A 25,622-nucleotide genomic window follows, 5' to 3' on the forward strand; every position below is an offset into this window, starting at 1 on the left:
CGCGCCCGTCGACGAGGAATCGTAATCAGTGGCAAAATAAGGCGGCGGCGTCGCGTGGCCACGTGTCTGCGACTCGCTTCTCAGGTTCGCCCCTCTGGTTCGTTTCCTCGCCGACAAACGCTCAATCTCGCGCAACATTCCGATCATGACGCTCGTAAAGTGGGTTCAAACCTGCTTGCGACGCAAGAAATCGTCGTACGCCGGTGCTATAGGCTCGTCCCTGTCGTATCTCGTACACGGCTTCAATGACGAACCCACCTCCAGATCACAACGAAGGACTCCCAATGCGCGCCAGATACGTAATCCCGGCATTCGCTGCCGTGGCCGCCCTCCTGCTCACCGGTTGTGTCGACAACTCCACTCCCTCCACCGGGTCGACGGATTCGGGCTCGAGCGTCACGAAAGACGACGCGGCGGCCGCCCTGCTGCCCGACGCTGTCGCTTCCTCCGGCAAGCTCATCGTGGGCACGGACGCCGCCTATCCGCCCAACGAGTTCAAAGACGCTGAGGGCAAGCCGATCGGCTGGGGAATCGAGATCGCCAGTGCGATCGCCGCAAAGCTCGGCCTGGAGCCGGACTACCAGATCTCCAAGTTCGACAACATCATCCCGAGCATCATGGGCGGCAAGGTCGACATCGGTGAGTCCTCCTTTACCGACACGATCGAGCGCGAGAAGCAGGTCGACTTCGTGAGCTATTACACCGCTGGAATCCTCTGGGCCTCCGCGGCAGGTACGACGGTCGACCCCAACGACGCGTGCGGGCTCACCGTCGCCGTGCAAGCCACCACCTACCAGGACACCGACGAGGTGCCCGCCAAGAGCGAGGCCTGCGTCGCCGCCGGCAAGCCGCCCATCAACAAGGTGCCCTACGACACCCAGGACTTCGTAGCCCAGGCCGTCATCCTTGGCAGCGCCGACGCGATGAGCGCCGACTCTCCAGTGACGCTCTACGCGATCGCGCAGAGCGACGGCAAAATGCAGTCCGCCGGTGAGGCCTTCGAGGTGGCGCCGTACGGCATCGCCGTGGCAAAGGACGGCGGAATGGGTGAGGCTGTTCAGTTCGCACTGCAGTCGATGATCGACGACGGGTCCTACCAGGAGATCCTCGACAAGTGGGGTGTCGCAGACGGCGGCATCGACACTGTCACGATCAACGCCGCTGCGAACGGTTAAGCCATGAGTGGTGCACCCGAGGGGACGGCCTCCGCGCCGCCCATTAAGGCCATCAGGCTGCGGCATCCGCTGCGCAACGTTTTTGCCGTCGTGCTCGTGCTGTTCTTCGCGTTCTTCATCGTGGACGCGGCGCAGCGACCGGCCTATGACTGGGAGTCCGTCGGCAAGTACGTGTTCGACCGGCGCATTTCCGAGGCCGCCCTGAACACCCTGCAACTCACGATCTACTCCATGGTGATCGCTATCATTCTGGGCGTCACGCTCGCCGTGATGCGGCTCTCGCCGAACGTGGTCGTGAAAAGCTTGGCCTGGTTCTACCTCTGGGTATTCCGTGGCACTCCTGTCTACGTGCAGCTCGTGTTCTGGGGCCTGCTGTCGATCATCTATCAGTCGATTGACATCGGAATCCCGTTCATGGAGCCGTGGTTCTCGTTCCAGACGAACGCGGCGCTGAGCACGTTCACCCTCGCCATCATCGGCCTGGCGCTCAATGAAGCCGCCTATATGGCTGAAATCGTGCGTGCCGGGTTGCTGTCGGTCGACAAGGGTCAGGAAGAGGCCGCGACGGCGCTCGGCATGAGCTGGCTGCAGACCATGTGGCGGGTCATCCTGCCGCAGTCGATGCGGGTGATCATTCCGCCGACCGGCAACGAGGTGATCTCGATGCTGAAGACCACGTCGCTCGTGACCGCCGTGCCGTACAGCTTTGACCTCTACACCCGGTCGCGGGACATCTCCGCGGAGACGTTTAACCCCATCCCATTGCTGATCGTGGCGTCGATCTGGTACCTGTTCTTCACCTCCGTGCTCATGATCGGCCAGTACTTCCTCGAGAAGCGCTTCGCCCGCGGTGTGGGCGACCGACGCCCCGACCGCAAGGCCGACGACGCCACCGGCGCCTTCACCGGCATCGTTCCCGTCGTCGGAGCGGGCCAGGCCACCGTGATTCTGCCGCCGGCCGGCACGGAACCACCGAAACCGCCGACCGGAGGAGCGCAGTGAGTGAGCAGAGCGTGACAGTGAACGTGAGCGGGGCGGCATCCGCTGTACCGATGGTGCTCGCCGAAGCCGTGTCGAAGAGTTTCGGCACCAACGAGGTGCTCAAGAGCATCTCCCTCGAGGTGAAGCGCGGCGAGGTGATGTGTCTCGTCGGGCCGTCAGGTTCGGGAAAGTCCACGTTTTTGCGATGCATCAACCACCTCGAGGTCGTGTCGTCGGGGCGGTTGAGCGTGGATGGTGACCTGATCGGTTACCACGAGGCCAACGGCAAGCTCTATGAGATGCACCCGAAGCAAGCGGCCCTGCAGCGCAGGGACATCGGCATGGTGTTCCAGCGCTTCAACCTGTTTCCGCACATGACGGCGCTCGAGAACGTGATGGAAGCGCCCATCCGGGTGAAGCGCCAGTCGAAGGCCAAGGTTGAGGCCTCGGCCCGTGCCCTGCTGGCCCGGGTCGGGCTCGCCGAGCGTGCCGACTACTACCCGGCGCACCTCTCGGGCGGTCAGCAGCAGCGTGTGGCGATTGCCCGCGCGCTCGCGATGGAGCCCAAGCTCATGCTCTTCGACGAGCCGACGAGCGCGCTCGACCCCGAGCTGGTGGGTGAGGTGCTCGACGTGATGCAGGGCCTCGCCGCGTCGGGAATGACCATGATCGTGGTCACGCACGAGATGGGCTTCGCCCGCGAGGTGGCCGACTCGCTCGTGTTCATGGACGGCGGCGTGGTCGTGGAGTCCGGAGTGCCCACCGAGGTGCTAGCGAACCCCCAACACGCACGCACCCAGGCCTTCCTCTCCAAGGTCCTGTAGCACCTCCTTCTGCACGGGGCCCGGGCCCCGAACGCGGGCCCAGTTTATAGACTGGGCCCACGTTTGTAAGGTAGGCCCGGGTGCCGGGTGCCGGGTGCCGGGTGCCGGGTGCCGGGTGCCGGGCGCCGGGCGTGGGCGCCACGAAGGGTGCCGGGCCCGGGTGACCACGACGTGTTCCGGGCCCAGGCCCGGAACACGGGCCCAGTTTATAGACTGGGCCCAGGTTCCGGGCCCGGGCCCCGTGCAGGGTGCTAGGTGGCGAGGACCTTTTGGATGCGCTGCAGGGAGACCGACTCGGCGGCCTTCAGTTCTTGGGCGAAGAGGCTGATGCGCAGCTCCTCGATCATCCAGCGGGCACGCACGAGGTTGGCCGCGGCATCCGCTGCCAGGGGAATCGTGCCGCCGGCATTCTCGAACCGGGTCGTGGCGGCCTGGGTCTCGTTCATCCAGACCCTGTCGCGACCCGGGTTGTCGACGAGCTTCGGGATGCGCGCGGTGATGCCGGCGAGGTAGCGCGGCACGTGACGCAGCTGCGGCAGACCAGTGGCCAGCACGAACCCCGGGTACACGAGGCCCGCGAGCTGGGCGCGCGCGTCGCTCAGCGCCGGCAGCAGCGCCATACTCGTGGCGGCCTTAAGCGCCTTGTCGGTGGCCCGGCTCGCGGTGAGCACCCGGGCCACGAGGCCCACGGTCTCGAACATCGAGTCCATAACCACGCCGGAGACCCTGTCGCGGATGGTGTCGAACTCAGCCTTCATGAACACCTGCCCGTCGGGCCGCACCCTGTAGAGCACGTCGTCGACGCACGCCGCGAGGCAGTCCTCGAACAGCGCCTGGGTGCCCCGGTACGGGCTCGTGGCCAGGCTCATCTTCTCGGCACCGGTGAGGTGGTTCTGCACGTACGCGGAGGGCGAGGGCGTGGCGAGCAGCAGCAGGCGCCGCACCCCGGCCGGCAGCGTGCGCGCCTGCTCGGCCTCGGTGCTCATCATGCGAATCGACACCGACGTGCCGTCGTCGATGAGAGTCGGGTAGCCCCGAATAGTGTTGTCGCCCTGCTTCGTGTCGAGAAAACGGGGGAGCTCGCCGAGGTCCCACGTGGTGAGCCCGGCGCGCTCGATCGCGTTCTTGGGGATCGAAGCGGATACCGCGGCCACGCTTTCGCGCGCCCGGCTGCCGAGCCGCCGCTGCAACTCGGAGAGGTCCTTGCCGGCGGCGACCGTACGGCCGCGCTCGTCGGCCACCACGAAAGTCATGCGCAGGTGCGAGGGAACCCTGTCGAGCTCGAAATCCGAGGCCTTCACCGGTACGTAGGTGAGCTTCTGAATGAGCGCCGCGAGCGTCGTCGCGAACGAGTCTTCGGGAGCCGACACCTGCGCCGCGTCCACGAGGCCCGGCTGGGCGGGAAGCTCGTTCACAAGGCGCGCCGCCCAGTCCGCCGCCGGAACGACGTTACGACGGATGCTCTTCGGCAACGACTTGATCATCGCGGCCACGAGCTCGCTGCGCAGCCCCGGAACCTGCCAGTCGAAGCCCGTGGGGGAGAGGCGGGCCAGCAGCGCGAGCGGAACCTGCACCGTCACGCCGTCGTCGTCCTCGCCCGGTTCGAAGCGGTAGCTCAGTGACAGCCGCTGGTCGCCCTGCTGCCAGCTCGGCGGGAACACGCCCTCGTCGATCTCGGGGGAGTCCTCGGCCACGAGGGCATCCGCTGTCATGGTGAGCAGCTGAGGAGTCTCGAGCCTGGCCTTGCGCCACCAGCCCTCGAAGCTCTTGGTCGACGAGACGTCGGCGGGGATGCGCCGCTGGTAGAACTCGAACACTGCCTCGTCGTCGAAGAGGATGTCGCGGCGGCGGGTGCGTTCCTCGAGCTCGGCGAGCTCCGCGCGCAGCTGCGCGTTGGCGCGCTCGAACGCCCACATTCCAGGGTCGCCGGTCTGTCCGGGCCGGCCGCCCCGAGCGGCGGCCGACCCGACGCCCTGGCCGCGGCCAGCGGATGCTTCGCCGCCGTCGGCCGAAATCGACACACGTTCGTTGCGCGAGGGACCGCGTCCGCCGCGGTCTGCTTCGGTGTCGGCCGGGGTCTCGACAAGCTCGACCAGCGGACGGCGGGCACCGGACGCGCGGTCCCACTCGCCCTCGACGAGCGCGTGCCTGATGAACAGCTCGCGGGCATAGGCCGGGTCGATGCGGGAGAACTGCACGCGGCGGCGCGCCACGATCGGCACGCCATACAGCGTGACGCGTTCGTAGACCACGGCGGCGCCCTGCTTCATCTCCCAATGCGGTTCGGAGTAGCTGCGCTTGCAGAGGTCACCGGCGAGGGGCTCGGCCCAGGCGGGGTCGACGACGGCGTTCATGCGCGCGAACAGCCGGCTCGTCTCCACGAGCTCTGCGCTCATCACTGACTGCGGCTGCTTCTTGGCGAGCGTCGAGCCGGGGAACAGCACGAAACGCTGCTGGCGGGCGCCCACATAATCCTTCTTGGCCACGTCCTTCAGCCCGATGTGCGAGAGCAGCCCGGCCAGCAGGGAGCGGTGCACGCCGTCGGGGTTCGTGCTCGGCTCGCCGAGGTGCAGGCCGAGCGGTTTGGCGAGTTGGCGCAACTGCCGCAGCACGTCCTGCCACTCGCGCACCCGCAGGTAGTTGAGGTACTCGTTCTTGCACAGGCGACGAAACGCGCTGGAGCCGAGCTCGTTCTGCTGCTTCTCGAGATAGTTCCACAGGTTGAGCAGGGTGAGGAAGTCGCTCGTGGGGTCGGCGAAACGCGCGTGCAGCTGGTCGGCCTGGGCGCGGCGTTCGAGCGGGCGCTCGCGCGGATCCTGGATGGTGAGGCCGGCCACGATGGCCATCACCTCACGGCTCGTGCCCTGCTTCTTCGACTCGATCACCATGCGGCCGAACCGGGGGTCGATCGGGAGCTGCGCGAGCTGCTGGCCGATGCGCGTGAGGCGAGGGCCGGCATCCGCTTTCTGGCCGGTTCCGTCGCGCGTCGCAGGGCCGGCGCCGTCTCGGTCGGAACCGGAGTCGCCGGCCCTCACGTCGGAGCTCGGGCCACCAGCCTCGTCGCGGCGCCCGCGGGAGCTCTTGGTGCGCCCGGCGCCGGCGGCCTCCACGGCGCCGAGTTCGGCGAGCAGGTCGAGGCCGTCCTTGATGTTGCGGGAATCCGGCGGGGTGAGGAACGGAAAGGAGGCGATGTCGCCGAGGCCGAGCGAGATCATCTGCAGGATGACTGCGGCGAGGTTGGTGCGCAAAATCTCCGGCTCGGTGTACTCGTCGCGGCGCAGGAAGTCTTCTTCGGAGTACAGCCGAATGGCGATGCCGTCGCTCGTGCGCCCGCTTCGCCCGGAGCGTTGGTTGCCCGACGCCTGCGAGATGGCCTCGATCGGCAGGCGCTGCACCTTGGAGCGCACGCTGTAGCGACTGATGCGCGCCGTGCCGGCATCGATCACGTAACGGATGCCCGGAACGGTCAGGCTGGTCTCGGCCACGTTCGTGGCGAGCACGATCCGGCGGCGCACCCCGGCCACCTTCGAGGGCTGGAACACCTTGTGCTGATCGGCGGAGGAGAGCCGCCCATACAGCGGCAGCACCTCGGTGGGGTTCGTGCTCGCGGAACGGGCGTACTTGCCCTGCAGGGCGTCCGCGGCGTCGCGGATCTCCGTCTCGCCGCTGAGGAACACGAGCACGTCGCCGTTCGACTCGCGTTCGAGCTCGTCAAGCGCCGCGGTAATGCCCTCGATGTAGTCGCGGTCGACGGGAGGGGCGGCATCCGTCGTGTCGTCGTCTTCGACGCCAGGCTCGGCCACGAGAGCACGGTAGCGGATCTCCACCGGGAACGTGCGCCCGGAGACCTCGACGACCGGTGCCGGGGTGCCGTCGGCGGCGGCGAAGTGCTTCGCGAAGCTCTGCGGGTCGATGGTGGCGGAGGTGATGATGAGCTTGAGTTCCGGGCGCTTGGGCAGGAGCTGGCGCAGGTAGCCGAGCAGGAAGTCGATGTTGAGGCTGCGCTCGTGCGCCTCGTCGATGATGATCGTGTCGTACTTGCGAAGCATCCGGTCGCGGTGGATCTCGTTGAGCAGGATGCCGTCGGTCATCAGCTTGATACGGGTATCGGGCCCCACGTGGTCGGTGAAGCGCACCTGGTAGCCCACGATGCCGCCGACTTCCTGGCCCATTTCCTCGGCGATGCGCTCGGCGATGGTGCGCGCGGCGAGGCGGCGCGGCTGGGTGTGGCCGATGTTCTTGCGGCCGAGCTCGAGACAGATCTTGGGCAGCTGGGTGGTCTTGCCCGAGCCGGTGGCGCCGGCCACGATCACCACCTGGTTGTCGCGGATGGCGTGGGCGATGTCCTCCCGACGCTGGCTGACTGGAAGTTCGGGCGGGAAGGTGATCTGAACGTGTTCCATGGATCTTCTATCGTACTTCTCCCGACCGTAACCCCGGCGGGGTACGGTTTTGCATATGGAACAACGCGTCAGCCTCATCACCCTCGCCGTTGCCGATACCGCGGTGTCGTACCGCTTCTACATCGAGGGGCTCGGCTGGGAAGCGAAGATGTACGTGCCCGGGGAGGTGCTGTTCATCACGGTGGGCGCGCAGCTCGTGCTCTCGTTGTGGAGCGAAGCGGAGTTCGAGCAGGAGGCGGGACCGATCAACCGAGGCAGCGGTACCGCCCCGGTGATGCTCGCCCACAACGTGGCCACCCCGGCCGAGGTGGACACCATCCTCGCGGAGGCCGTCACGGCCGGCGCCCGCCTGATCGCCGCCGGGAAGCAGGCCGCATGGGGTGGATACAGCGGGTACTTCGCTGATCCCGATGGTTATCACTGGGAGGTGGCGTACAACCCCGACGCCATCGGCCAGGCCGTGCTCGACACCGAGTGACGCGCACCCGGTCAGGCTGCTGATCAGGTCGGACGCCTAGAGTGTTCAGATGACGAATTCTGTACCCACGATCACCCTCAATGACGGCCACACCATTCCGCAGCTCGGTTTCGGAGTGTTCAAGGTCGATCCCGCCGAGACGACTCGCATCGTGCGGGACGCTCTTGAGGTGGGCTACCGGCACATCGACACCGCAGCGATTTACGGCAACGAGGAGGGCGTCGGTGCGGCGCTCGCCGAGTCCGGCGTGGCCCGCGATGACCTCTTCATCACCACGAAGCTCTGGAACGACCGCCAGGGCACCGAGTCGGCCTTCGCCGCCTTCGAGGAGAGCCTCGAGAAGCTCGGCCTCGACTACGTCGACATGTACCTGATCCACTGGCCGGCTCCCGCGAACGACAAGTTCGTCGAGAGCTGGAAGGCCCTCGAGAAGATCCGCGAGAGCGGTCGCGCCCGGTCCATCGGAGTCTCGAACTTCCTCGTGCCGCACCTCGAGCGACTGCTCGGTGAGACCGATATCGTTCCCGTGGTCAACCAGATCGAACTGCATCCCGCGCACCAGCAGCGCGAGGTCACGGAGTTCTCCCGCGAGCATGGCGTGCACATCGAGGCGTGGGGCCCGCTTGGACAGGGCAAGTACCCGCTCTTCGACGAGCTGGTTGTGGCGGATGCCGCCCAGGAGCACGGCAAATCGCCCGCCCAGGTGGTCATCCGCTGGCACCTGCAGACCGGAAACATCTTGTTCCCGAAGTCGAACCGACGCGAGCGCATGATTGAGAACTTCGACGTGTTCGACTTCGAGCTCAGCTCCACCGAGGTCGCGATGATCTCCTCCCTTGAGCGCGCCGGCCGCGTTTCCGCGCACCCGAACGACGTCAACTAGCCGGACGGTCGCCACGGCGCGCCTCCGGCGCCCGAAACCGGCTCGTGCGGGCGCGTTACCGCAAGCACGAGCCGGTTTGCGTCGCGCGGGCGTAGGGTTACGCGTCGTTGCACGCGCGAGCCGGGCATAACGCGCACGGGCGTAGCGTTACAGGCAGCAGAAGTCGCTGCGACGCCCGTTCGCAGCCCCGCCAGGGAGCACAATGAATCCGATCGAGTGGTTGTTCGACGCCCAGCTGCACATCGGAACCCAGACCATACTCTGGCGGGAGATCGTGGGCAACGGTTTCGGCATTCTCAGCGCCGTCGGCGGTATGCGCCGCAAGGTGTGGGCGTGGCCGGTCGGCATCGTGGGCAATGTGCTGCTGTTCACGGTGTTCCTCGGCGCGGTGTTCGGTACCCCGAACCCGGTGAACCTGCTCGGCCAGGCGGGGCGCCAGATCATGTTCATCGTGGTGTCGATCTTCGGCTGGGTGCAGTGGCAGCGCAGTAAGGACTCCGCCGTGCACGTGGCGGTGGTTCCGCACTGGGCCGGCAACCGTACGCGCATCCTGTTGGCCCTGGGCCTCGTCGCCGGCACGCTCGTGCTCACACCGATTTTCCGCGCGCTGGGATCCTTCGAGCCGGTCTGGGCGGATGCCTGGATCTTCACGGGTTCGCTTCTCGCCACCTACGGCATGGCCAAGGGCTGGACCGAGTTCTGGTTGATCTGGGTGGCCGTCGACATCGTGGGTGTGCCCCTGCTGATCAGCGCGGGTTACTACGCCTCCGCCGTGCTCTACCTGTTCTACGGCGCGTTCACCATCGTGGGCTTCATCGTGTGGGCGCGCGTGCACCGCCGCACCCAGACGCTGCTCGGCACTCCCTAACTCGGCGGAGCACAATGGAGGCATGCCCAACCTCCTCGCCGATGCCATCAGCCCCTACCTGCGCTCGCACGCCGACAACCCGGTGAACTGGCAGGGCTGGGGCGCTGAGGCCTTCGCCGAGGCTCAGGAACGCGACCTGCCCGTTCTCGTGTCGATCGGCTACTCCACCTGCCACTGGTGCCACGTGATGGCGCGCGAGAGCTTCAGCGATCCCGAGCTGGCCGAGTACCTCAACGCCCACTTCGTGAGCATCAAGGTAGATCGCGAGGAACACCCCGATGTCGACGCGAGCTACCTCGCCGCCGCGAGCGCCTTCGTTCAGGGCCTCGGCTGGCCGCTCAACGTGTTCGTCACGCCAGAGGGCCGGGCCTTCCACGCCGGCACCTATTTTCCGCCGCAGCCGATGCAGGGCCATCCCTCGTTTCGACAGGTGCTTGAAGCCGTAGCGGATGCGTGGGCCACCCGGCGCCCGGAGGTCACGGCCGGCGCTGCACGCGTTGCCGAGGCCCTCGCGGAGTCCGCCCTGCAGTCGCGCGCCACGGGCACACTGCCGACCGAGGCCGTGTTCGAACGCGCGGTGGCCGAACTCGCCGCCTCCGAGGACGCCCGGTTCGGCGGCTTCGGGGGAGCGCCGAAGTTTCCAGTGGCACCGGCGCTCGGCTTTCTCCTGGGCCGCATCGACGGCCGGGACCTCGCCCTGCGCACGCTCATGCGCATGGGAGCGTCTCCGCTGCGCGACCCGGTCGAAGGCGGGTTCTTCCGCTACGCCGTCAACCGCGACTGGAGCGACCCGCACTACGAGCGAATGCTCTACGACAACGCCCAGTTGCTCGACCTCTACACCCAGGCCTGGAAGCTCACCGGCGAGAGCTGGGCAGCCCGCGTCGCCGAGGGCGTTGGCGAGTTTCTGACCGAGGTGATGCAGCTCCAGGAGGGCGGGTTCGCGAGCGCGCAGGATTCCGAAAGCATGGTGGGCGGCGAACGGGTAGAAGGAGGCTACTACGCGCTCGACGAGCACGGCCGTCGGGCCGAAGTTCCGCCCGCCCTCGACGAAAAGGTGCTCACCGGGTGGAACGGCCTAGCGATCGCCGCCCTCGCTCGTGCCGGCTTCGCCTTCGCCCGCACAGAGTTCACCGCGTCGGCCCGCAGCGCCGCAGACTACCTGCTGGCGCGTCACGTGCGCCCCGACGGAACTCTCGTGCGCGCCTCCGTCCCCGGTCGCGGTGTCATCGGTCGAGGCGTGGCCGGCCGCACCTCGACTGCCCAGGCCACGCTGGAGGACTTCGGCATGGGCGCACGGGGCCTCCTCGAGCTGTCGTTGGCAACGGGTGAGGCGAGCTACGCTGTGGCCGCTCGCCGCCTGATAGACGGCACACTAGACACGGCCACTGACACCACTCCGTTCCGCGTGCCGAACGGCGCCGACCCGGTGCTCGCCGCTCAGGGACTCGCCATCGACCTTGACCCTTCCGAGGGCGCATACCCCTCCGGCCTCACGGCGACCGCCGAGGCCTCCCAACTGCTCTACCTGCTCACCGCCGACGACCGCTACCGGGTCGCTGCCGAGGCAGGCATGGCCCTCGTGGCAGCCCTCGCACCTGACCGACCGCTCGCCTATGGAGCCGCCCTCCGGCTGTTGAACGCCCTCGGGTCGCCGGCCGAACAACTCGTGGTCGTGACCGGCCTCCCGGACGCCGAACCGAAAGGCACCGGCCGAGGCCTCATCGACGCGGCACGTCGGCACGCCACCGGGCTCGTGGCAGGCGTCACCGAAGCACAGGCCCGGGCGTTCGCGGATGCTGGATTCGAGCTCTTCGAGGGCCGTATCTCACCGACGACGCCCGCCACGGCGTACCTCTGCCGGGATTTCGTGTGCGCTCTGCCCGTGACGACAGGGTCAGAGCTCGACACTCTTTCTGCCCGCTGACCGGCCGATGTCCCCCCGTGTGGGGAGCACGAGCGCTACCATCGGAGCATTCACGAAAGGACGCCACCATGGTTCCCGAGATCAACATCTGGGCAGTTCTGCTCGCCACCGCCTCGAGCATGGTCGTGGGCGCGATCTGGTATTCCAAGCGAGTCTTCGGAACCTACTGGATGAAGGCCGTCGGCCACGACGAAGAAAGCATTAAGTCGGGCTCGGCAGCTCCGCTCGTCATTACGGCTGTCGTTAGCTTTATCACCGCAGCCGTGCTTGCCGGAGCGGCCGCCATTGCGCAGAACTTCTATGGCGGCGGCTTCCTGCCGAATACGCTCCTGACCTCGGTTATTCTCTGGGCAGGGTTCACGGCCGCGCGCATGGTCACCCACGATGCCTTCGATCGACGCCCGGCGGGCCTGACCGTGCTCAACCTGGCACACGAGCTCGTCACGATTCTGCTGATGGCCCTGATCATCGGACTCTTCGGCATCAATGCGGCGTAGCCCGCGTTGGCCCCGCGCCGGGCCCCCGCCGACGCTCCACAACGATTCACACAGCATCCGTTCATTCCGTGCAGCGTAGAATCAACCCAGCGCCACCGCGTTCCACCGGCCGCTTCGCTTTCGATGCAAACATCCAGGGCGTGTGGCGAGCCGATGTACCAGGGCGCACTCCCCGAGGCATAGCGCGTGGTTGCCCCGTGATCGAGTGCTCCATTTTTCGAGGAGGACCATGGCGACAATCGATATTCCGGACGCACAACCGGACGCGCACTTCAGCGCCAACGGTTCGCTCAGCCCCGACGATTTGCCCACGAACACCGAGTACGCCCCATCCGGCGCCGAGCACATTCCGGCCCCGCTCCTCAACCCGGAGCCCGAGCTCGTGCTCGTCACACCGGATGCCCGCACTCGCCGCTTCAACCGCGACGACCTGGTCGTGCGTAAGGGTGAAATAGCCCTCATCAACGGTCACTTCACCCCGCACGAATCGATGGTGAAAGACCTCGTTGCCGTACACGATGCCCTGCAGGCAGCCGGCATCGACTTCCTGCTCGTTCGCGGCGACCACGACCGCCCGGTGATCGCCGTCGATCGCAAGCGTCGCAAGCAGATCACCCGCATCCTCGCCACGGCCTTCGCCAACGAACCCTTCTACGCCAAGCCGCTCGACGGCAACCAGACGCTCCCGCTGCTGCTGGCCGACGGCGTGTTGACGACAATGCGCAAATCGTCGGTCTTTCGGGTGTACCGCCCCCGCATCGAGCCGATCGGCCGGCTGCGCTACGGCGCCGAAACCGCGTTCCAGCTCGAACTGTGGCGCTTCGGCGACGAGGAGATTATCGCTCCGGTGGAGAATGCGCTCATGCGCACCCGCCTGCCGCGTTCGGAAGCGCGCGAAACCACTATCGAGCTCTACGGACGCACCTGGCTGACGTTGCAGAACATGTTCGACGACCTCGCGAGCGACGTGAGCTTCGACATCGACCTCGTCTTCTCCTGGGTCGACGGCTCCTCCGACGAGTTCCAGCGCGAGCGTGCCAAGCGCATGCAGAGCTACGTAGTGGGCGAGGGCGACGACTCGGATGCGCGGTTCCGCCAGATCGACGAACTCAAATACGCGCTCCGCAGCGTGTACATGTTCGCGCCCTGGATCCGTCGAATCTTCATCGCCACCGACTCAGCGGCGCCGGTGTGGCTCGCCGACCACCCGCGCGTCACGATCATGCGCAGCGAAGACTTTTTCGTGGACACGAGCGTGCTCCCCATCCACAACTCGCACGCTGTGGAGAGCCAGCTGCACCACATCCCCGGGCTCGCCGAGCACTTCCTGTACTCCAATGACGACATGTTCTTCGGTCGTCCGGTCGGTCCGGAGATGTTCTTCTCACCCGGTGGAATCACGAAGTTTGTCGAGGCATCCACTCGCATCGGTCTGGGTGAGAACGACCCAACGCGCAGCGGATTCGAGAACGCCGCGCGCGTGAACCGCGCCCTGCTGCACGGCCGCTTCGGCAAGGTCACCACGCGTCACCTCGAGCACACCCCCGCACCGATGCGCAAGAGCGTGCTCCTCGAGCTGGAGAAGGAGTTCCCTGAGGACTTCGCCCGCACGGCGGCGAGCCGCTTCCGCTCGGCGACCGATATCTCGGTGACGAACTCGCTCTACCACTACTACGCGCTGATGACGGGGCGTGCTGTCGAGCAGACCCAGGCCCGGTCGATGTACATCGAAACCACGTTGCGGGTGGCGCTTCGGCAGATGAACCGGCTGCGCAAACGGCGGGACCAAGACATGTTCTGCCTCAACGACGGCAGCAATCCCGAGATCACACCCGACGTGCGCCGCGCGGCCGTGACTCTCTTCCTCGACCGGTACTTTCCGATCGTGGCGCCTTGGGAGCGCTCGAGCGCCTTTACGAGCTCAGAACCGGGATCGGCCTGGTCAGTGGCGGCTCGCGCCATGCAGGCACGGTTCCCGACGGGGTAACCACGATCTCCGACTCGCGCAGGCGGCGCTGGCTTTCGGCGGCATCGATGTAGTCGAGCGTCGGGTAACTGCCGAGTGGCACGACGGAGTGCAGCACTGTGTCCGGAAAGACATGTACCAGGTTGAACGCCCGGGCACCGTCGCGGCCGAGCGTGCCTCCGACCGGCACGTTGAGGTCCTGCGTGTAGCAGGTGGCCGATGCGACCGACACCGGGATGCCCGCGAAGGTGGCCGTGGAGGAGTAGTGCAGGTGGCCGGCGATGATGCTGCGCACGTCGGTGCCACGGAGCACTTCTGCTAACGGATGCTGGTTGCGCAGTTCCACAGACACCGCGAGGTCGAGCACGCTCGGCACGGGCGGGTGGTGCATGGCGAGGATGGTGCCGTCGGGGGCCGGCACTCTGAGCTCGTGTGCGAGCCAGGCGAGCGACTCCGGTGAGATCTCCCCATAGTGGTGGCCGGGCACGCTCGAGTCGAGGGTGATCAGGCGCAGGCCGTTGAGTTCGAAAACCCGGTTCACCGGCTCGTCCAGCGGCGCTTGGCCGGGCGGCTGGTCGAGCAGGCCTGTGCGGAAGGCCGCCCGGTCGTCGTGATTGCCCATCACCCAGATCACCCGAGCGCCGAGGCGCGCGGCGACGGGATCGACAATTTCTCGCAGCCGCTCGTAGGCGCCCGGTTCGCCCTTGTCGGCGAGGTCACCCGTGAAGACGATGGCCTCCGGCCGAGCGCCTGAGGCTTCCACCTCGGCGAAGAGGCCGCGAAGATGAGCGTCCACATCCACACTGCCGTAGAGGCGATTACCCCCCGCCAGCAGGTGGGTATCGCTCAGGTGTAACAGGAAATGGTCCGGCCGAGGGTATTCGGCCGTTCGAATGCTCACGGAGCTTCCATTCGTTCGGAGGTACGCACTCTGCGCGCGCGCACTCACGGTACTAACTACTATTTGATCAGATCTGGATGAATAGCGGATGTACGCCACGCAACTTGGCAATATCGGGAGCCCTATGCTGGCCGCATGGCTCGATATGTGATGTTCGACGAATTCGGCGGACCCGACGTTCTCCACATTGTGCACGACGGACGGCCGGAGGCGGGCCGCGGCGAGCTACGCGTTCGCGTACGTTTCGCCGGCCTCAACCCGGTGGACTACAAGATCTTGCACGGCGGTGAGGCCGCCGTGCGCTACAACGCGGTTCCGCCGTGTGGCAACGGCAACGACTTCTCCGGCGTCGTCGACGAGGTGGGCGACGGCGTCACGGGCTTCGTCGTGGGCGACGCCGTGTTCGGCGGTAAGCGGATGCAGGGCCAAGCCGACTGGGTGGTGATCGACGCGACCCGGGTCATCCGCTTGCCCGATGGGCTCACGTTTGAGCAGGCGGGAGCGCTCGACATTGCCGGACGTGCCGCCTGGGCGAGCGTGCGGCAGCTGGGGCTCGGCGCCGACGACACCGTGCTCGTGAGCGCAGCAGCTGGCGGCGTGGGCGTGATCGCGTGCCAGCTTGCGCTGCGGGCCGGGGCGACAGTGATCGGCACCGCGAGCGCCGGGCAGCACGATTTTCTGCGCGGCCTCGGGGTGATTCCGGTGGAGTACGGGCCCGGGCTCGTCGACCGGGTGCGCGCCGTGAGTGACCGGGTCACCGCCGTGCTGGATTACCACGGACCGGAGACGATTGACGCGGGGCTGACCCTCGGTGTTCCGGGTGCCCGAATCAACACGATCGCCGCGCGCGGCCACCGAACGGGAACGGGCGTGACGGACGTGGGCGGCCAAGCCGCAAGCCTCGCCGACCTCGCGCAACTCGCCGCCCTGATCGCGGCCGGTGCCGTGGTGCTGCCCATTGATAGCGTCTATCCCCTCGAGCAGGTGCGCGAGGCCTACGCCCGTCTGATGGGCGGCCACCTGCGCGGCAAGATCGTGCTCGCCGTCTCGTAGAGGCGCGCCCAAAACGCTGGTCGAGGCGCGACGAAGGAGCGATCGAGACCTCGCAGGCCGATCCTCAGACGTGGCTTGCGCTCTGAGGAGCATCTCACCCGGTCTCGATCGCTCGTGCCTCGCGCCTCGACCAGCGGGAGTGGCGCTCGTGCCTCGCGCCAGTCAGGGGCACTACGGGTGGGTCACTCCAGACCAGCCGCCGGGCAGGTGCGACCTATCGTCGTGCTGGTAGGGCCGCGCCCGCTCGTCGCCGACGGCCCGTCGCCGCTCCGCCTCGAAATCGCCCTCCAGACCGGTGAATCCGCGTTCCTCGGCCGGCGGCGGGGGTGCGGCACGATGTTTGGGCGTTCTCGGCGGGCTGCGCAAGCTCGTCGAGGCGCTCGAGGCGCCCGCGGCCTGCGTGGAAGCCTGATCTGTCTTCTGTCGGCGATGTATCCCGAACATGATTCTGTTGTACGCTTTTGTTCGCCAATGTCAAGGGGTTGACGGTGATTGGCTGGTGCCGCTGTGGCATGCTGGAATGTGCGCTTCTCCTTTCCCCACGAATCCGCGCGATACCTCGGCGGAGCCGCGCTGGTGTCGGTGGCGTTCATCGCCCTCTACGTGTTCTTTGTCACGATCCAGGCCGGCCAGTACGCCGACCAGTTGGCCTACGACGGTGCACAATTCGGGCGTCGCAGCGTCACGCCGTTCACGGCAGAACTGCTGGATTCCGTGCCCACGGTATCGTTGGTGCTCGGGCTGATCGGAACCGTGGCTATCGCCCTGAAGCGCCGCAACTGGCGCACTCTCCTCGTGGCGCTCGGTGTGGCCGCGGCGGCCGTGGTGTCGGCCCAACTGCTGAAGTACGGCGTGCTTCAGCGCCCGGACCTCGGCGTGACGGGCTACGCCGGAAATTCTTTCCCCTCGGGGCACACAACGGTGGCGGCGGCATCCGCTCTCGTGGTCTTTCTCGTCTCGGGTCCGCGGATGCGCCCGGTTCTTGCCGTGGGAGGCACCGCCTTCGCCGTTCTGGCGGGGGTCTCCACGCTTGCGAACCAGTGGCATCGCCCGAGCGACGTGATCGCCTCGATGCTGTGCGTGGCGTTCTGGGGCTGCGTCGGGGGAGCGGTGCTCGCCTGGCCGGGCCTCGCGTGGGCGGGAGCGGATGCGCCCGTGCGCCGGGCAGCCGGCGGAGGCACGCGGCGACGGGCATCCGCTGTGATGCGACCGTTGCGCTGGGTGCTGCTGCCGTTCGCGGCGCTCGCCGGGCTCGCGCTCGCGGGCACATTCCTGTTCGACTTCGGGGAATCGGCCGACCTGCTCGTGGCGTACATCGGCGGAGTGGCATCGATTGTGACCTCCGGGCTGCTGCTTGCGCTCTGCGGCATCCGTCTGTTTGCCCGGTTGCCCTGAGCGGCCCCCGCGCGGCGCGGGCTTGAATTCCTGCGAAAAGCGAAGCTGCGTGCGACACTGTCGTATGGCCGTCACGCTGAGAGCGATCCAGACCGCAGTTCCGCCCACCGTGCTGTACCAGGAGCAGGTGCGCGACGTGTTCGCCGCCCAGCCCGGGCTCAGCCGCCTGGCCCAGCGCATCGTGAACACGTCGTTCAACGTGTCGGGGATCGAGACTCGACATACCGTGATCGAGGAGCTCACCCTCGACGCCTCCGGCGAAGCCCCGAAATTCTTCGACCCCGTGGAGCAGCGGCTGTTGATGCCGGGCACCCGGGCGCGCAATGAGCTCTACATTCTCGAGGCCACGAAGCTCTTCGTGGAGGCCGGGCGCCGGGCGCTCGAGGCGTGCCCGGGCGTCGAGGCTGCTGACATCACCCATGTTGTCACGGTCTCCTGCACGGGTTTCTACGCGCCAGGGCCCGACTACATGCTCGTGCGCGAGCTGGGGCTGAGCCCCGCCACCCAGCGATACCACCTCGGATTCATGGGCTGCTACGCCGCGATGCCCGCGTTGCGCACAGCGAAGCAGTTCGTGGAGGCCGACCCCAACGCTGTCGTGCTCGTGGTCAGCGCCGAGCTCTGCTCCCTGCACCTGCGCACCTCGAACGATCCCGACACCATCGTGGCCTCGTCGCTGTTCTCCGACGGCGCCGCCGCCGGGATTGTGAGCTCGCGCCCGTTGCATCCCGGTGAGAAGGCCCTCGACCTCGACCTGTTCGAGACCGTGATCACGCCCGTCGGTGAGGGCGACATGGCGTGGAAAATCGGCGACGAAGGCTTCGAGATGGTGCTCAGCACCTACGTGCCGCACATCATCGACGAACACATCGAGGGAGCCCTCGCGCCCCTGATGGCTCGGGATCCGCTGCTTGCGGGGCTGCTCACCGACGACGGCCTCGGATTCACGGCCACCCGGGAGCTCGAGGCAGAGGGAGCCGAGGTGCTCGTCGGCTCGGTTGCCACCCTGGTGGCCCCGGCCATGAGCGACGCGATAGCGCACTGGGCCATCCACCCCGGCGGTCGCAGCATCCTCGACAAGACCGAGGCAAAGCTCGGGCTCAGCGAGACACAGCTGCGTCCCTCGCGCGAGACCCTGCGCAACCACGGCAACATGAGCAGCGCCACGATCCTGTTCGTGATGAAGGCCATCCTCGACGAGCCGGCCAGCACCGACGGCGAGCGGGTCTGCGCCATGGCGTTCGGCCCCGGCCTCACCGTGGAATCCGCGCTCATGACAGTGCGCCTGGGGTGAGCGCGCTGTTCCTGCCCGATCTGCGTGTGCGCGCGGATGACGCCGTCGAGATCATGGACGGACCCTGCGACCCCGACATGCTCACGCGAACCTACGCAGACTTCCGTGTCGTGAACGCCGTCGTCTCGGGCTGGGGCACCGTGTACCGCCGGGAGATCCGACCGGCGCTCTCCACGACGCGCCTCACGACGCTGCTCGACATTGGCTCGGGCGGCGGGGACCTGTCCAGGTCGCTCGCCCGCTGGGCCGCCCGCGACGGCCTCCGACTGAGCGTGCTCGGCATCGATCCGGATGCCCGCGCGCACGCGTTCTGCCTGGGTCTGCCCGCCCGGCCGGGCATCTCGTTCCGGCGCGCGTTCAGTTCCGAGCTCGTGGCCGAGGGACAGAGCTTCGATTTCGTGGTGTCCAACCACATGCTGCACCACCTGGGGCCGGCCGAACTCGGCGCGCTGCTCGTGGATTCCGAGCGGCTCTGCCGCGGCCGTGTGCTGCACGCCGACATCGAACGCTCGCGGCACGCGTACCTCGGGTTCTCCCTCGGCACCTGGCCGTTCTTCCGGCGTTCGTACATCAGGCCGGACGGCCTCACGTCGATTCGGCGCAGCTTCACCGCACGCGAACTTCGTGTCGCGGCGCCGCCCGGCTGGCGGGTGACCCGCGGGTTGCCCTCGCGGCTTGTGCTCGAGTGGAGCGCACCGGGAGCCCACGAGGACCGATCGGGGGCGGCATCCGATTCACGCTCGCTGCCCGAGGGTCACGGCGGCTCCGATGCGTGATGTGCTGATCGTGGGCGGCGGACCGGTGGGCACCATGCTCGGGTGTTTGCTCGCCTTGCGCGGACTCGACGTGCAGGTGCTCGAGAGGCGCACAGAGCCCTCGCTGCGGTCGCGGGCCATCGGAATTCACCCTCCGCTGCTCGGCGTTCTCGAACAGGTCGGTGTGGCGGAGGCCCTCGTGCGCCGGGCCACGCACGTGGAGGAGGGCAGCGTGCGCTGCGACGGTCGGACGCTGGGGCGACTGTCATTTTCGGCGCTGCCCACGCCCTACCCCTACGTGGCGATGCTGCCGCAATACGAGACCGAATCCCTGCTGCGGGAGCGCTTTCAGGAGCTGCGGCCGGGCGGTTTACGCGGGGGAGTCTCGGTGAGCGAGGTTCGGCGACGGCACGACTACGCGGAAGTCGTCACCGACGCCGGCGAGACCTTCCAGGCCCGGTACGTTGTGGGCGCGGACGGCGCCCGCAGCCGCGTGCGTGAGTCGGCGGGCCTGCCCTGGCTTGCGGTGGGTGGCCGCGAAACATACCTGATGTGTGATTATGGCGACACCGGCATATACGGCGCCGATGCCGTGCTCTACTTCGAACGCGGCGGCGTGGTCGAGTCCTTCCCGCTGCCGGACGGCACCCGGCGCTGGGTCGCGATGACCGATTTTCTGGCCGAGCATGCCTCGAGCAGCGACCTCGCCGACGTGGTGCGTCACCGCACCGGCGCTGTCGTGGGCCAGGCGCGCGGGGTGGCAAGCGCCTTCGAGGTGCAGCAACACCGCACGAACCGGATGGTCGCCGGGCGGGTGCTGCTCGTGGGCGACGCCGCGCACCAGATCAGCCCGATCGGCGGCCAGGGTATGAACCTCGGTTGGCTCGAGGCGGCGGCACTCGCACCGGCACTCGCGCGGGCCGTCGCCGAGGGCGACGCGGCGGCATCCGCTCTGGCGATGTATAGCCGAACGCGCATGCGTGCCGCGCGTATGGCGATGCGGCAGGCCGGCTTCAACATGAGCATGGGGCGTCCGGTGCGCGGCCTTCGCCTGCAGGCCCGCAACGCGCTCGTGCGCACCCTGGCGGTGCCGCCCACGAGCGCGCTCGTCGCCCGCGCGTTCACCATGCGCTGGCTGTGAGCCGCATCGGGTTCGTGCAGCGTCGGCTTTAATGGGAACTGTGACTTCAGCCCTGATCGACCTGCTCCGCACCGACCTCACCGCCGCTCACTATTCGGTGAGCGCCCTCACCGGGCTGTGGGGCATCGAAGCGGATGCCGCGCTGCGGCGCAACCAGCGGGTACCGGCCCGCCGTGCCCTCGTGGCCCTGCGCGAGACGCTCGGCCGCGAGGAAACCACCGCGACCCTCGCGCGGCTGTTCGTGCTCGGGGAACCGGTCTCTCGCGAGAACCTTGACGCGGCGCTTCCCCTGCTCGGGGCCGTCGGCGCCGAAAAACTCGGACTCGTGGTGCCGGTCGGCGACGGTGACGCGGTGCGACCGCTGCTCGATTTGCGTCCGTACAGCTTCATTGATGCAGCGGGCGCGGGCAGCTGGTGGATCGTGTCTGATCTCGGGGAGCTGGCCCTCGGGCATCCGCTTGGTGAGAACCACGTGCTCGGCGTGGGCGGGGCCTCCCTCACGCTCAGCGGGCTCATCATGCCCACCCCCGTTGAATCGGTGCTCGACCTTGGTACCGGCTGCGGGATCCAGGCCATGCACGCGGCCCGGCACGCCGACAGGGTGGTGGCCACAGACATCTCTGCCCGCGCCCTCGAGCTTGCGGCGATCAATGTGCGCCTCAACGGCATCGACAACGTGGAGTTTCGGCTCGGTAGCCTGTACGAGCCGGTGGCGGGGGAGCGCTTCGACCACATCATCTCGAACCCGCCGTTCGTGATCACCCCGCGCGCCCCCGGCGTGCCGAGCTACGAGTATCGCGACGGCGGCATGGAGGGTGACGCGCTCGTGGAAGCAGTGGTGCGCGGCGCGGTAGACCACCTGACGCCCGGCGGCGTGGCACAGATGCTCGGCAACTGGGAATACCGCAGCGACTCGGACGCCTTCGACCGGCTCGAAACCTGGCTCGGCGAGAATGCGCTCGACGCGTGGATCATCGAGCGTGAGGTGCAGCAGCCCACGCAGTACGCCGAAACCTGGATTCGCGACGGTGGCACCCGCCCCGACACCGCCGACTTCGACCGGCTCTACGAGGCGTGGCTCGAGGATTTCGCCGCCCGCACCGTGACCCGCGTGGGTTTCGGCTACCTCCTGCTGCGCCGCCCGGTCGCCGACAAGCATACGCTGCGCCGGCTGGAGCGGCTGGCCGACGCCCTCGGGCACAACGCCGCCGGAATCGGCGCTCACCTCGCCCAATGCCTCGCCGCACACGACTGGCAGGCGGCAACGGATGACGCCCAGCTCGCCCGCGCAACGCTCACCGTGGCATCCGATGTCACCGAGGAACGCCACTACTGGCCCGGCCAGGACGACCCCACGCTCATGAGCCTGCACCAGGGCAGCGGCTTCGGGCGCTCCGTGCCGCTGACCACGCCGCTTGCCGCGCTCGTGGGTGCGTGCGACGGAGAGCTGGCGGTCGGGGCGATCGTGGGCGCACTGGCCCAACTGCTCGAAGCCGACGAGAACGACCTGCTCGCGGAGCTGCTTCCACAGGTACGCGGTCTCGTCTCCGACGGGTTTCTCGAAGCGCCGGCTGCCGCCCCGGGTTCACACTAAGTAAAATTGGTCATTCTCGCGACACACCGTGTGACGTGGCGTCCCGACCCGCGTGGCCCGAAAATCAGCGGTTTTATGTGGGTGGGCATCCGCTGAGGTAGTTTGGAACCATGAATGGCGCAGGGTCGGTAACGTGCACACTCCCCGCAATAGTGACGAACGCCCGGTGATGAAACGTCGCACGTTCCTGCTCGGAACGGCCTCCGGCCTCTCGGTGATGGTACTCGCGGCATGTGGTGCGCCATCGCCCCTGCCCACGCCCACAGTTGTGCCCACCACGGCGCCCTCGGTGATCCCCCAACCCGTCGCGATGCAGCGCACCTCCTGGTCTGTCGACCCTTTCGCGCGCGGATCCTTCAGCTTCCCCGCCGTTGGCGCCACACCCGAGCACCGCGCGGCCCTCGCAGTACCCGTCATTGACCGGGTCTTTTTCGCCGGAGAAGCCACCGCGGCCACGGAACCCGGAACCGTGCAGGGAGCCCGAGAGTCGGGTCTGCGCGCCGCAGACCAGGTGCAGTCGGTGGCTCAGAGCGGCGAGCGCATCACGGTGATCGGCGCGGGCATCGCCGGGCTCGCCGCGGCGACCCAACTGCGCAGCGCCGGGTACAGCGTGATCGTGGTGGAGGCGCGGGACCGCGTGGGCGGGCGCATCGAGACCGTCACGAAAGACTGGCCGATGCCGATCGAACTCGGTCCCTCGTTCATTCATAACACCACGGTGAACACGCTCGACGACGAATTCACTGCGCTCGGTGTGACCACCCTGCCGTTCTCCCAAGTACCAGAGGCCCGCACCCGCACGGGTGAGGTCGTACCCGTCAACCCGGTGGGTGCCGAGGCCGTGGCCGCAGCGCTTGTCTGGGCCGCCGGGCAACCGCAGGACGTGTCCGTGGAGCGCGCGCTCGTGGATTCGGGCGAGAATCAACTCTCCGCCTCTCTCAACGCCGAGGGCCTGTCGGAGGCCGACTGGCTCGAATACGAGATCTCCACCCGGCTCAAGATGGATTCGGGCTCCACCCCCAGCGAGGAATCAGGCTGGTACACACCGAGTCCGGACACAGCAGACGACGACTACGTCGTGGTGGGCGGCTACGGCACGCTCCTGAAAGCGGATGCCGACGCCCTCGACGTGACGATGTCGAGCGTTGTCACCTTCATCGCTTATACCGACTCCGGCGTGAGCCTGCGACTCGGCGCGGGGGAGGCCCTCTCCGCCGACCGCGTGATCGTGACGGTTCCGCTCGGCGTGCTCAAGGACGGGGCCGTGGAGTTCTCCCCGGCCCTGCCGTTCGCACATAAGGGCGCCATCGCCGCGCTGGGCGTGGGCGTACTCGACAAGATCTGGCTGCGCTTCGACGAACCTTTCTGGGACACATCCGCGCCGTTGTGGACTGTCGTGGGAACCGATTCCGACTTCCCAGTGTGGGTCAACATGCTGCCGATCACGGGCGAACCGGTTCTCATGGGCATGGTGGCCGCCGAGAACGCGGTGCGCCTGGCCGAGGTGAGCGACGAAGAATTTCTCGCGTCAGCCCTGCACTCGCTCGAGCCGTTCCGCACCGCGGAGTAGTTCGGCATGCTCCGCATCCGTGGGGTCGATCTCCGCTGCCGGTGAGGCCTCCGAAGACTCGGACGCGGCTGTGTTCGTGCCCGAGCCCCAGTCGGACCGCAGGTGCCGCGGCATCCGCTTGATACGTGTGAGGGTGATCAGGAGCGCCGAGATACCTGTGATGATGACCACGATGATGGCGCAGTAGAAAACGGTCTCCGCGGGTCCGCTCACTTGGCGGGAATCGAGGAAGAAATACGGGTACCAGCCCACCATGGGACCGCGTACGAGGGTGAAGACAAGCCAGGCGATGGGGAACACGATCACCCAGCCGAGGTAGCGCCACGGCACTCGGGTCTTGAACGGGTCGACGATCCAGTCGATCAGGGCCAGGGCGGGAATCCAGAAGTGCAGAATCTGACTCGACCACGGCACGGCAATCGAATAGTTGGCGCTTGCGGACTGCCAGACGATGATGGCGTAGACCACCCCCGACACCATAATGTAGGTCGTCATCATAGCCCGGGCCATGTCGAGCCAGGCCGGATCCTGGGGGCGACGCAGTGCAGTCACCCCCGCAGCAAGCAGCACCAGCACAGCCGCAATAGCGCTCAGCACAGTGAAGTAGGTGAAGAAATTGGCGATGGCAAAGGTCGCCACGCCGAGTGAGTAGCTGAAGTACCCGGTCAGCGACACTATCCCAAGCGTCGCCAGCAGAAGTCGGGCAGTGCCGAACCTTCTGCGCATGCTTGCTCCCGTCGAAAAAGACCGCCCGCTTGCCCACGGGAATGTATCAACGCTACGCCAGCTTTCTGGTCGGTTGGTCGGTTGGGTTCCGCGACTCGGTCAATGAATCACGGAGAAGCGACTTTCGCCGGTCACGGGCACGTCCTTGACCCGCGTCTGGGCGACGACGGCGGAACTCGGACCGGTCTGCAGCCAGGCGAGCATGCGCGCTACAGCGGCCTGCTCGCCCTCGATTTCGACCTCCACCGAACCGTCGGGGAGGTTGTGCACGTAGCCGGTCAAACCCCATCGCTCCGCCTTGCCCCGGGTGTAGTAGCGAAATCCGACACCCTGAACGTGGCCCTGCACAATCACATGTTTTCGGATCACGTGACCATTGTGCCCTCGGCTCGTGCCCCTGCCAACGGTGCGTTTTAGGGCCGGGTGCGCAGAAACGGGCCCGTCGCGTGTGCGACGGGCCCGTTTCTGTTTCGAGGTGAGGGCTGTTACTTCGTGGCGACCGTGATGGTGGCGATGCCGACGAGGAGCTGGTCGGCGACGGCGTCGGTTCCGAACGTGGTGTTCAGCAGGCCGGCGGCGTCGGCGGAGATGTGGACGGTGGTGCCGGTGAGGATGGCGTTGTCGCCGTCCATCTCGAGGGGCTTCAGGGTTCCGCCGTAGAGGTCGAAGACCTTGACCTGGGTGGCGGCGGACTCGCCGTTCACGGCCACGTCACCGAAGAGCTCCGAGGTGCCGGGGTCGATGGTGAAGTTGGTCAGTTCCACGACGGTGTCGCCGGCGGTGAGGGAGAAGCCGGAGCCTTCGTGCTCGAGGGTGCCCTGCACGTAGGGGCGCACGGTGCCGTTCGGGTCGTAGTAGTCAACGTTTCCGCCGGTGATGGGGAAGTGCAGGCTGCCCTCTTCGAGGGTGGCGCCTCCGATGACGCCCGGCGTCAGGCCGAGGGTTCCGAGAGCGGCGGCGAAGTCGGCGTCCAGGAGAACGGCCGTGTCGACTCCGGAGAGGCTGGGGATGGATGCGAGGGGAGCCTCGGGGGTAGCGGAGCTGGAGCTCGAGGAGCTCGTGGCGCTGGAGGAGGACGTGGTCGCGGCGTCGGTTGAGCAACCGGCGAGGACGGCCATCAGAATTCCGGCGGAAGCGAAACCGATGGTGGACTTGGCGAATGTACGCATGATGAGGGATTCCTTGTCTGTG

At 67.3% G+C, this 25,622-nt stretch carries 22 protein-coding genes; 16 read left to right on the top strand and 6 right to left on the bottom strand.

The window, feature by feature from the left end:
* Positions 1–284 precede the first annotated feature (284 nt).
* The 3 genes from BJ997_RS01770 to BJ997_RS01780 are packed head-to-tail and all read left to right on the top strand — an operon-like array spanning position 285 to position 2,980.
* Positions 285–1,175 (top strand): ABC transporter substrate-binding protein, encoded by an 891-nt coding sequence (locus tag BJ997_RS01770; RefSeq protein WP_035835490.1) that lies wholly within the window; start codon positions 285–287, stop codon positions 1,173–1,175.
* Positions 1,176–1,178: 3 nt separating this feature from the next.
* Positions 1,179–2,177: an amino acid ABC transporter permease gene (locus tag BJ997_RS01775; RefSeq protein ID WP_052541978.1), complete on the top strand. Its 999-nt coding sequence runs from the start codon at positions 1,179–1,181 to the stop codon at positions 2,175–2,177.
* A gap of 50 nt (positions 2,178–2,227) precedes the next feature.
* The gene (locus tag BJ997_RS01780) at positions 2,228–2,980 is read left to right on the top strand and encodes an amino acid ABC transporter ATP-binding protein (RefSeq protein WP_035835527.1); all 753 of its coding nucleotides are present in this window, start codon (positions 2,228–2,230) and stop codon (positions 2,978–2,980) included.
* Between the two features lie 251 nt (positions 2,981–3,231).
* Here the strand turns inward: BJ997_RS01780 and BJ997_RS21140 are convergent, their stop codons facing one another.
* Positions 3,232–7,383 carry a DUF3418 domain-containing protein gene (locus BJ997_RS21140; RefSeq protein ID WP_035835489.1) on the bottom strand — a complete coding sequence of 1,384 codons (4,152 nt, stop codon included), beginning with the start codon at positions 7,381–7,383 and terminating at the stop codon, positions 3,232–3,234.
* A gap of 55 nt (positions 7,384–7,438) precedes the next feature.
* Between BJ997_RS21140 and BJ997_RS01795 the strand changes: the two genes are divergently transcribed.
* From BJ997_RS01795 to BJ997_RS01820, 6 genes are all read left to right on the top strand, one after another.
* A complete protein-coding gene (locus BJ997_RS01795; RefSeq protein WP_035835488.1) occupies positions 7,439–7,861 on the top strand; it encodes a VOC family protein in 423 nt (140 codons plus the stop codon).
* 49 nt (positions 7,862–7,910) lie between these two features.
* Positions 7,911–8,744, top strand: coding sequence for an aldo/keto reductase (locus BJ997_RS01800; protein WP_035835487.1), 834 nt, complete (start codon positions 7,911–7,913; stop codon positions 8,742–8,744).
* Positions 8,745–8,946: 202 nt separating this feature from the next.
* The gene (pnuC, locus tag BJ997_RS01805; protein WP_035835486.1) at positions 8,947–9,612 is read left to right on the top strand and encodes a nicotinamide riboside transporter PnuC; all 666 of its coding nucleotides are present in this window, start codon (positions 8,947–8,949) and stop codon (positions 9,610–9,612) included.
* Positions 9,613–9,634: 22 nt separating this feature from the next.
* Positions 9,635–11,539 carry a thioredoxin domain-containing protein gene (locus tag BJ997_RS01810; RefSeq protein WP_035835485.1) on the top strand — a complete coding sequence of 635 codons (1,905 nt, stop codon included), beginning with the start codon at positions 9,635–9,637 and terminating at the stop codon, positions 11,537–11,539.
* A 68-nt stretch (positions 11,540–11,607) separates the two neighbouring features.
* The gene (locus tag BJ997_RS01815) at positions 11,608–12,036 is read left to right on the top strand and encodes a DUF1761 domain-containing protein (RefSeq protein ID WP_035835484.1); all 429 of its coding nucleotides are present in this window, start codon (positions 11,608–11,610) and stop codon (positions 12,034–12,036) included.
* A 229-nt stretch (positions 12,037–12,265) separates the two neighbouring features.
* Entirely contained in the window at positions 12,266–14,023 is a 1,758-nt protein-coding gene (locus tag BJ997_RS01820; RefSeq protein WP_084141067.1) for a stealth family protein, read from the top strand.
* On the opposite strand, the gene BJ997_RS01825 is transcribed toward BJ997_RS01820, so the two are convergent.
* Positions 13,950–14,903, bottom strand: a complete 954-nt coding sequence (locus tag BJ997_RS01825; RefSeq protein WP_035835483.1) for a phosphodiesterase — start codon at positions 14,901–14,903, stop codon at positions 13,950–13,952. The genes BJ997_RS01820 and BJ997_RS01825 overlap by 74 nt on opposite strands.
* A 135-nt stretch (positions 14,904–15,038) precedes the next feature.
* Here BJ997_RS01825 and BJ997_RS01830 point away from each other — a divergent pair, with 135 nt between their 5' ends.
* Positions 15,039–15,956: an NADP-dependent oxidoreductase gene (locus BJ997_RS01830; RefSeq protein ID WP_035835482.1), complete on the top strand. Its 918-nt coding sequence runs from the start codon at positions 15,039–15,041 to the stop codon at positions 15,954–15,956.
* Between the two features lie 171 nt (positions 15,957–16,127).
* Here the strand turns inward: BJ997_RS01830 and BJ997_RS01835 are convergent, their stop codons facing one another.
* Positions 16,128–16,400 carry a hypothetical protein gene (locus BJ997_RS01835; RefSeq protein ID WP_152602082.1) on the bottom strand — a complete coding sequence of 91 codons (273 nt, stop codon included), beginning with the start codon at positions 16,398–16,400 and terminating at the stop codon, positions 16,128–16,130.
* A 48-nt stretch (positions 16,401–16,448) separates the two neighbouring features.
* Between BJ997_RS01835 and BJ997_RS01840 the strand changes: the two genes are divergently transcribed.
* The 6 genes from BJ997_RS01840 (at position 16,449) to BJ997_RS01865 (ending at position 23,705) form a co-directional block, all read left to right on the top strand.
* Positions 16,449–17,351 (top strand): phosphatase PAP2 family protein, encoded by a 903-nt coding sequence (locus tag BJ997_RS01840; protein ID WP_084141066.1) that lies wholly within the window; start codon positions 16,449–16,451, stop codon positions 17,349–17,351.
* Between the two features lie 64 nt (positions 17,352–17,415).
* Complete coding sequence (locus BJ997_RS01845) at positions 17,416–18,645, top strand: type III polyketide synthase (protein ID WP_035835480.1); 1,230 nt, start codon at positions 17,416–17,418, stop codon at positions 18,643–18,645.
* The gene (locus BJ997_RS01850) at positions 18,642–19,421 is read left to right on the top strand and encodes a class I SAM-dependent methyltransferase (protein WP_338080914.1); all 780 of its coding nucleotides are present in this window, start codon (positions 18,642–18,644) and stop codon (positions 19,419–19,421) included. Before BJ997_RS01845 ends, BJ997_RS01850 begins: the two co-directional genes overlap by 4 nt.
* On the top strand, positions 19,414–20,541 hold the full coding sequence (locus tag BJ997_RS01855) for an FAD-dependent oxidoreductase (protein ID WP_035835479.1): 1,128 nt from the start codon (positions 19,414–19,416) through the stop codon (positions 20,539–20,541). Before BJ997_RS01850 ends, BJ997_RS01855 begins: the two co-directional genes overlap by 8 nt.
* Before the next feature lie 31 nt (positions 20,542–20,572).
* Positions 20,573–22,135, top strand: a complete 1,563-nt coding sequence (locus BJ997_RS01860; protein WP_183323225.1) for a DUF7059 domain-containing protein — start codon at positions 20,573–20,575, stop codon at positions 22,133–22,135.
* Between the two features lie 133 nt (positions 22,136–22,268).
* Positions 22,269–23,705: a flavin monoamine oxidase family protein gene (locus tag BJ997_RS01865; RefSeq protein WP_152602081.1), complete on the top strand. Its 1,437-nt coding sequence runs from the start codon at positions 22,269–22,271 to the stop codon at positions 23,703–23,705.
* On the opposite strand, the gene BJ997_RS01870 is transcribed toward BJ997_RS01865, so the two are convergent.
* The 3 genes from BJ997_RS01870 to BJ997_RS01880 form a co-directional block, all read right to left on the bottom strand.
* A complete protein-coding gene (locus tag BJ997_RS01870; RefSeq protein WP_152602080.1) occupies positions 23,664–24,431 on the bottom strand; it encodes a Pr6Pr family membrane protein in 768 nt (255 codons plus the stop codon). The two genes, BJ997_RS01865 and BJ997_RS01870, sit on opposite strands and share 42 nt — an antisense overlap.
* 99 nt (positions 24,432–24,530) lie before the next feature.
* Positions 24,531–24,800 carry an acylphosphatase gene (locus tag BJ997_RS01875; protein ID WP_035835476.1) on the bottom strand — a complete coding sequence of 90 codons (270 nt, stop codon included), beginning with the start codon at positions 24,798–24,800 and terminating at the stop codon, positions 24,531–24,533.
* Between the two features lie 116 nt (positions 24,801–24,916).
* A complete protein-coding gene (locus BJ997_RS01880; RefSeq protein WP_183323226.1) occupies positions 24,917–25,600 on the bottom strand; it encodes a hypothetical protein in 684 nt (227 codons plus the stop codon).
* Positions 25,601–25,622 lie beyond the last annotated feature (22 nt).

The organism is Cryobacterium roopkundense (assembly GCF_014200405.1).
GTDB lineage: Bacteria > Actinomycetota > Actinomycetes > Actinomycetales > Microbacteriaceae > Cryobacterium > Cryobacterium roopkundense.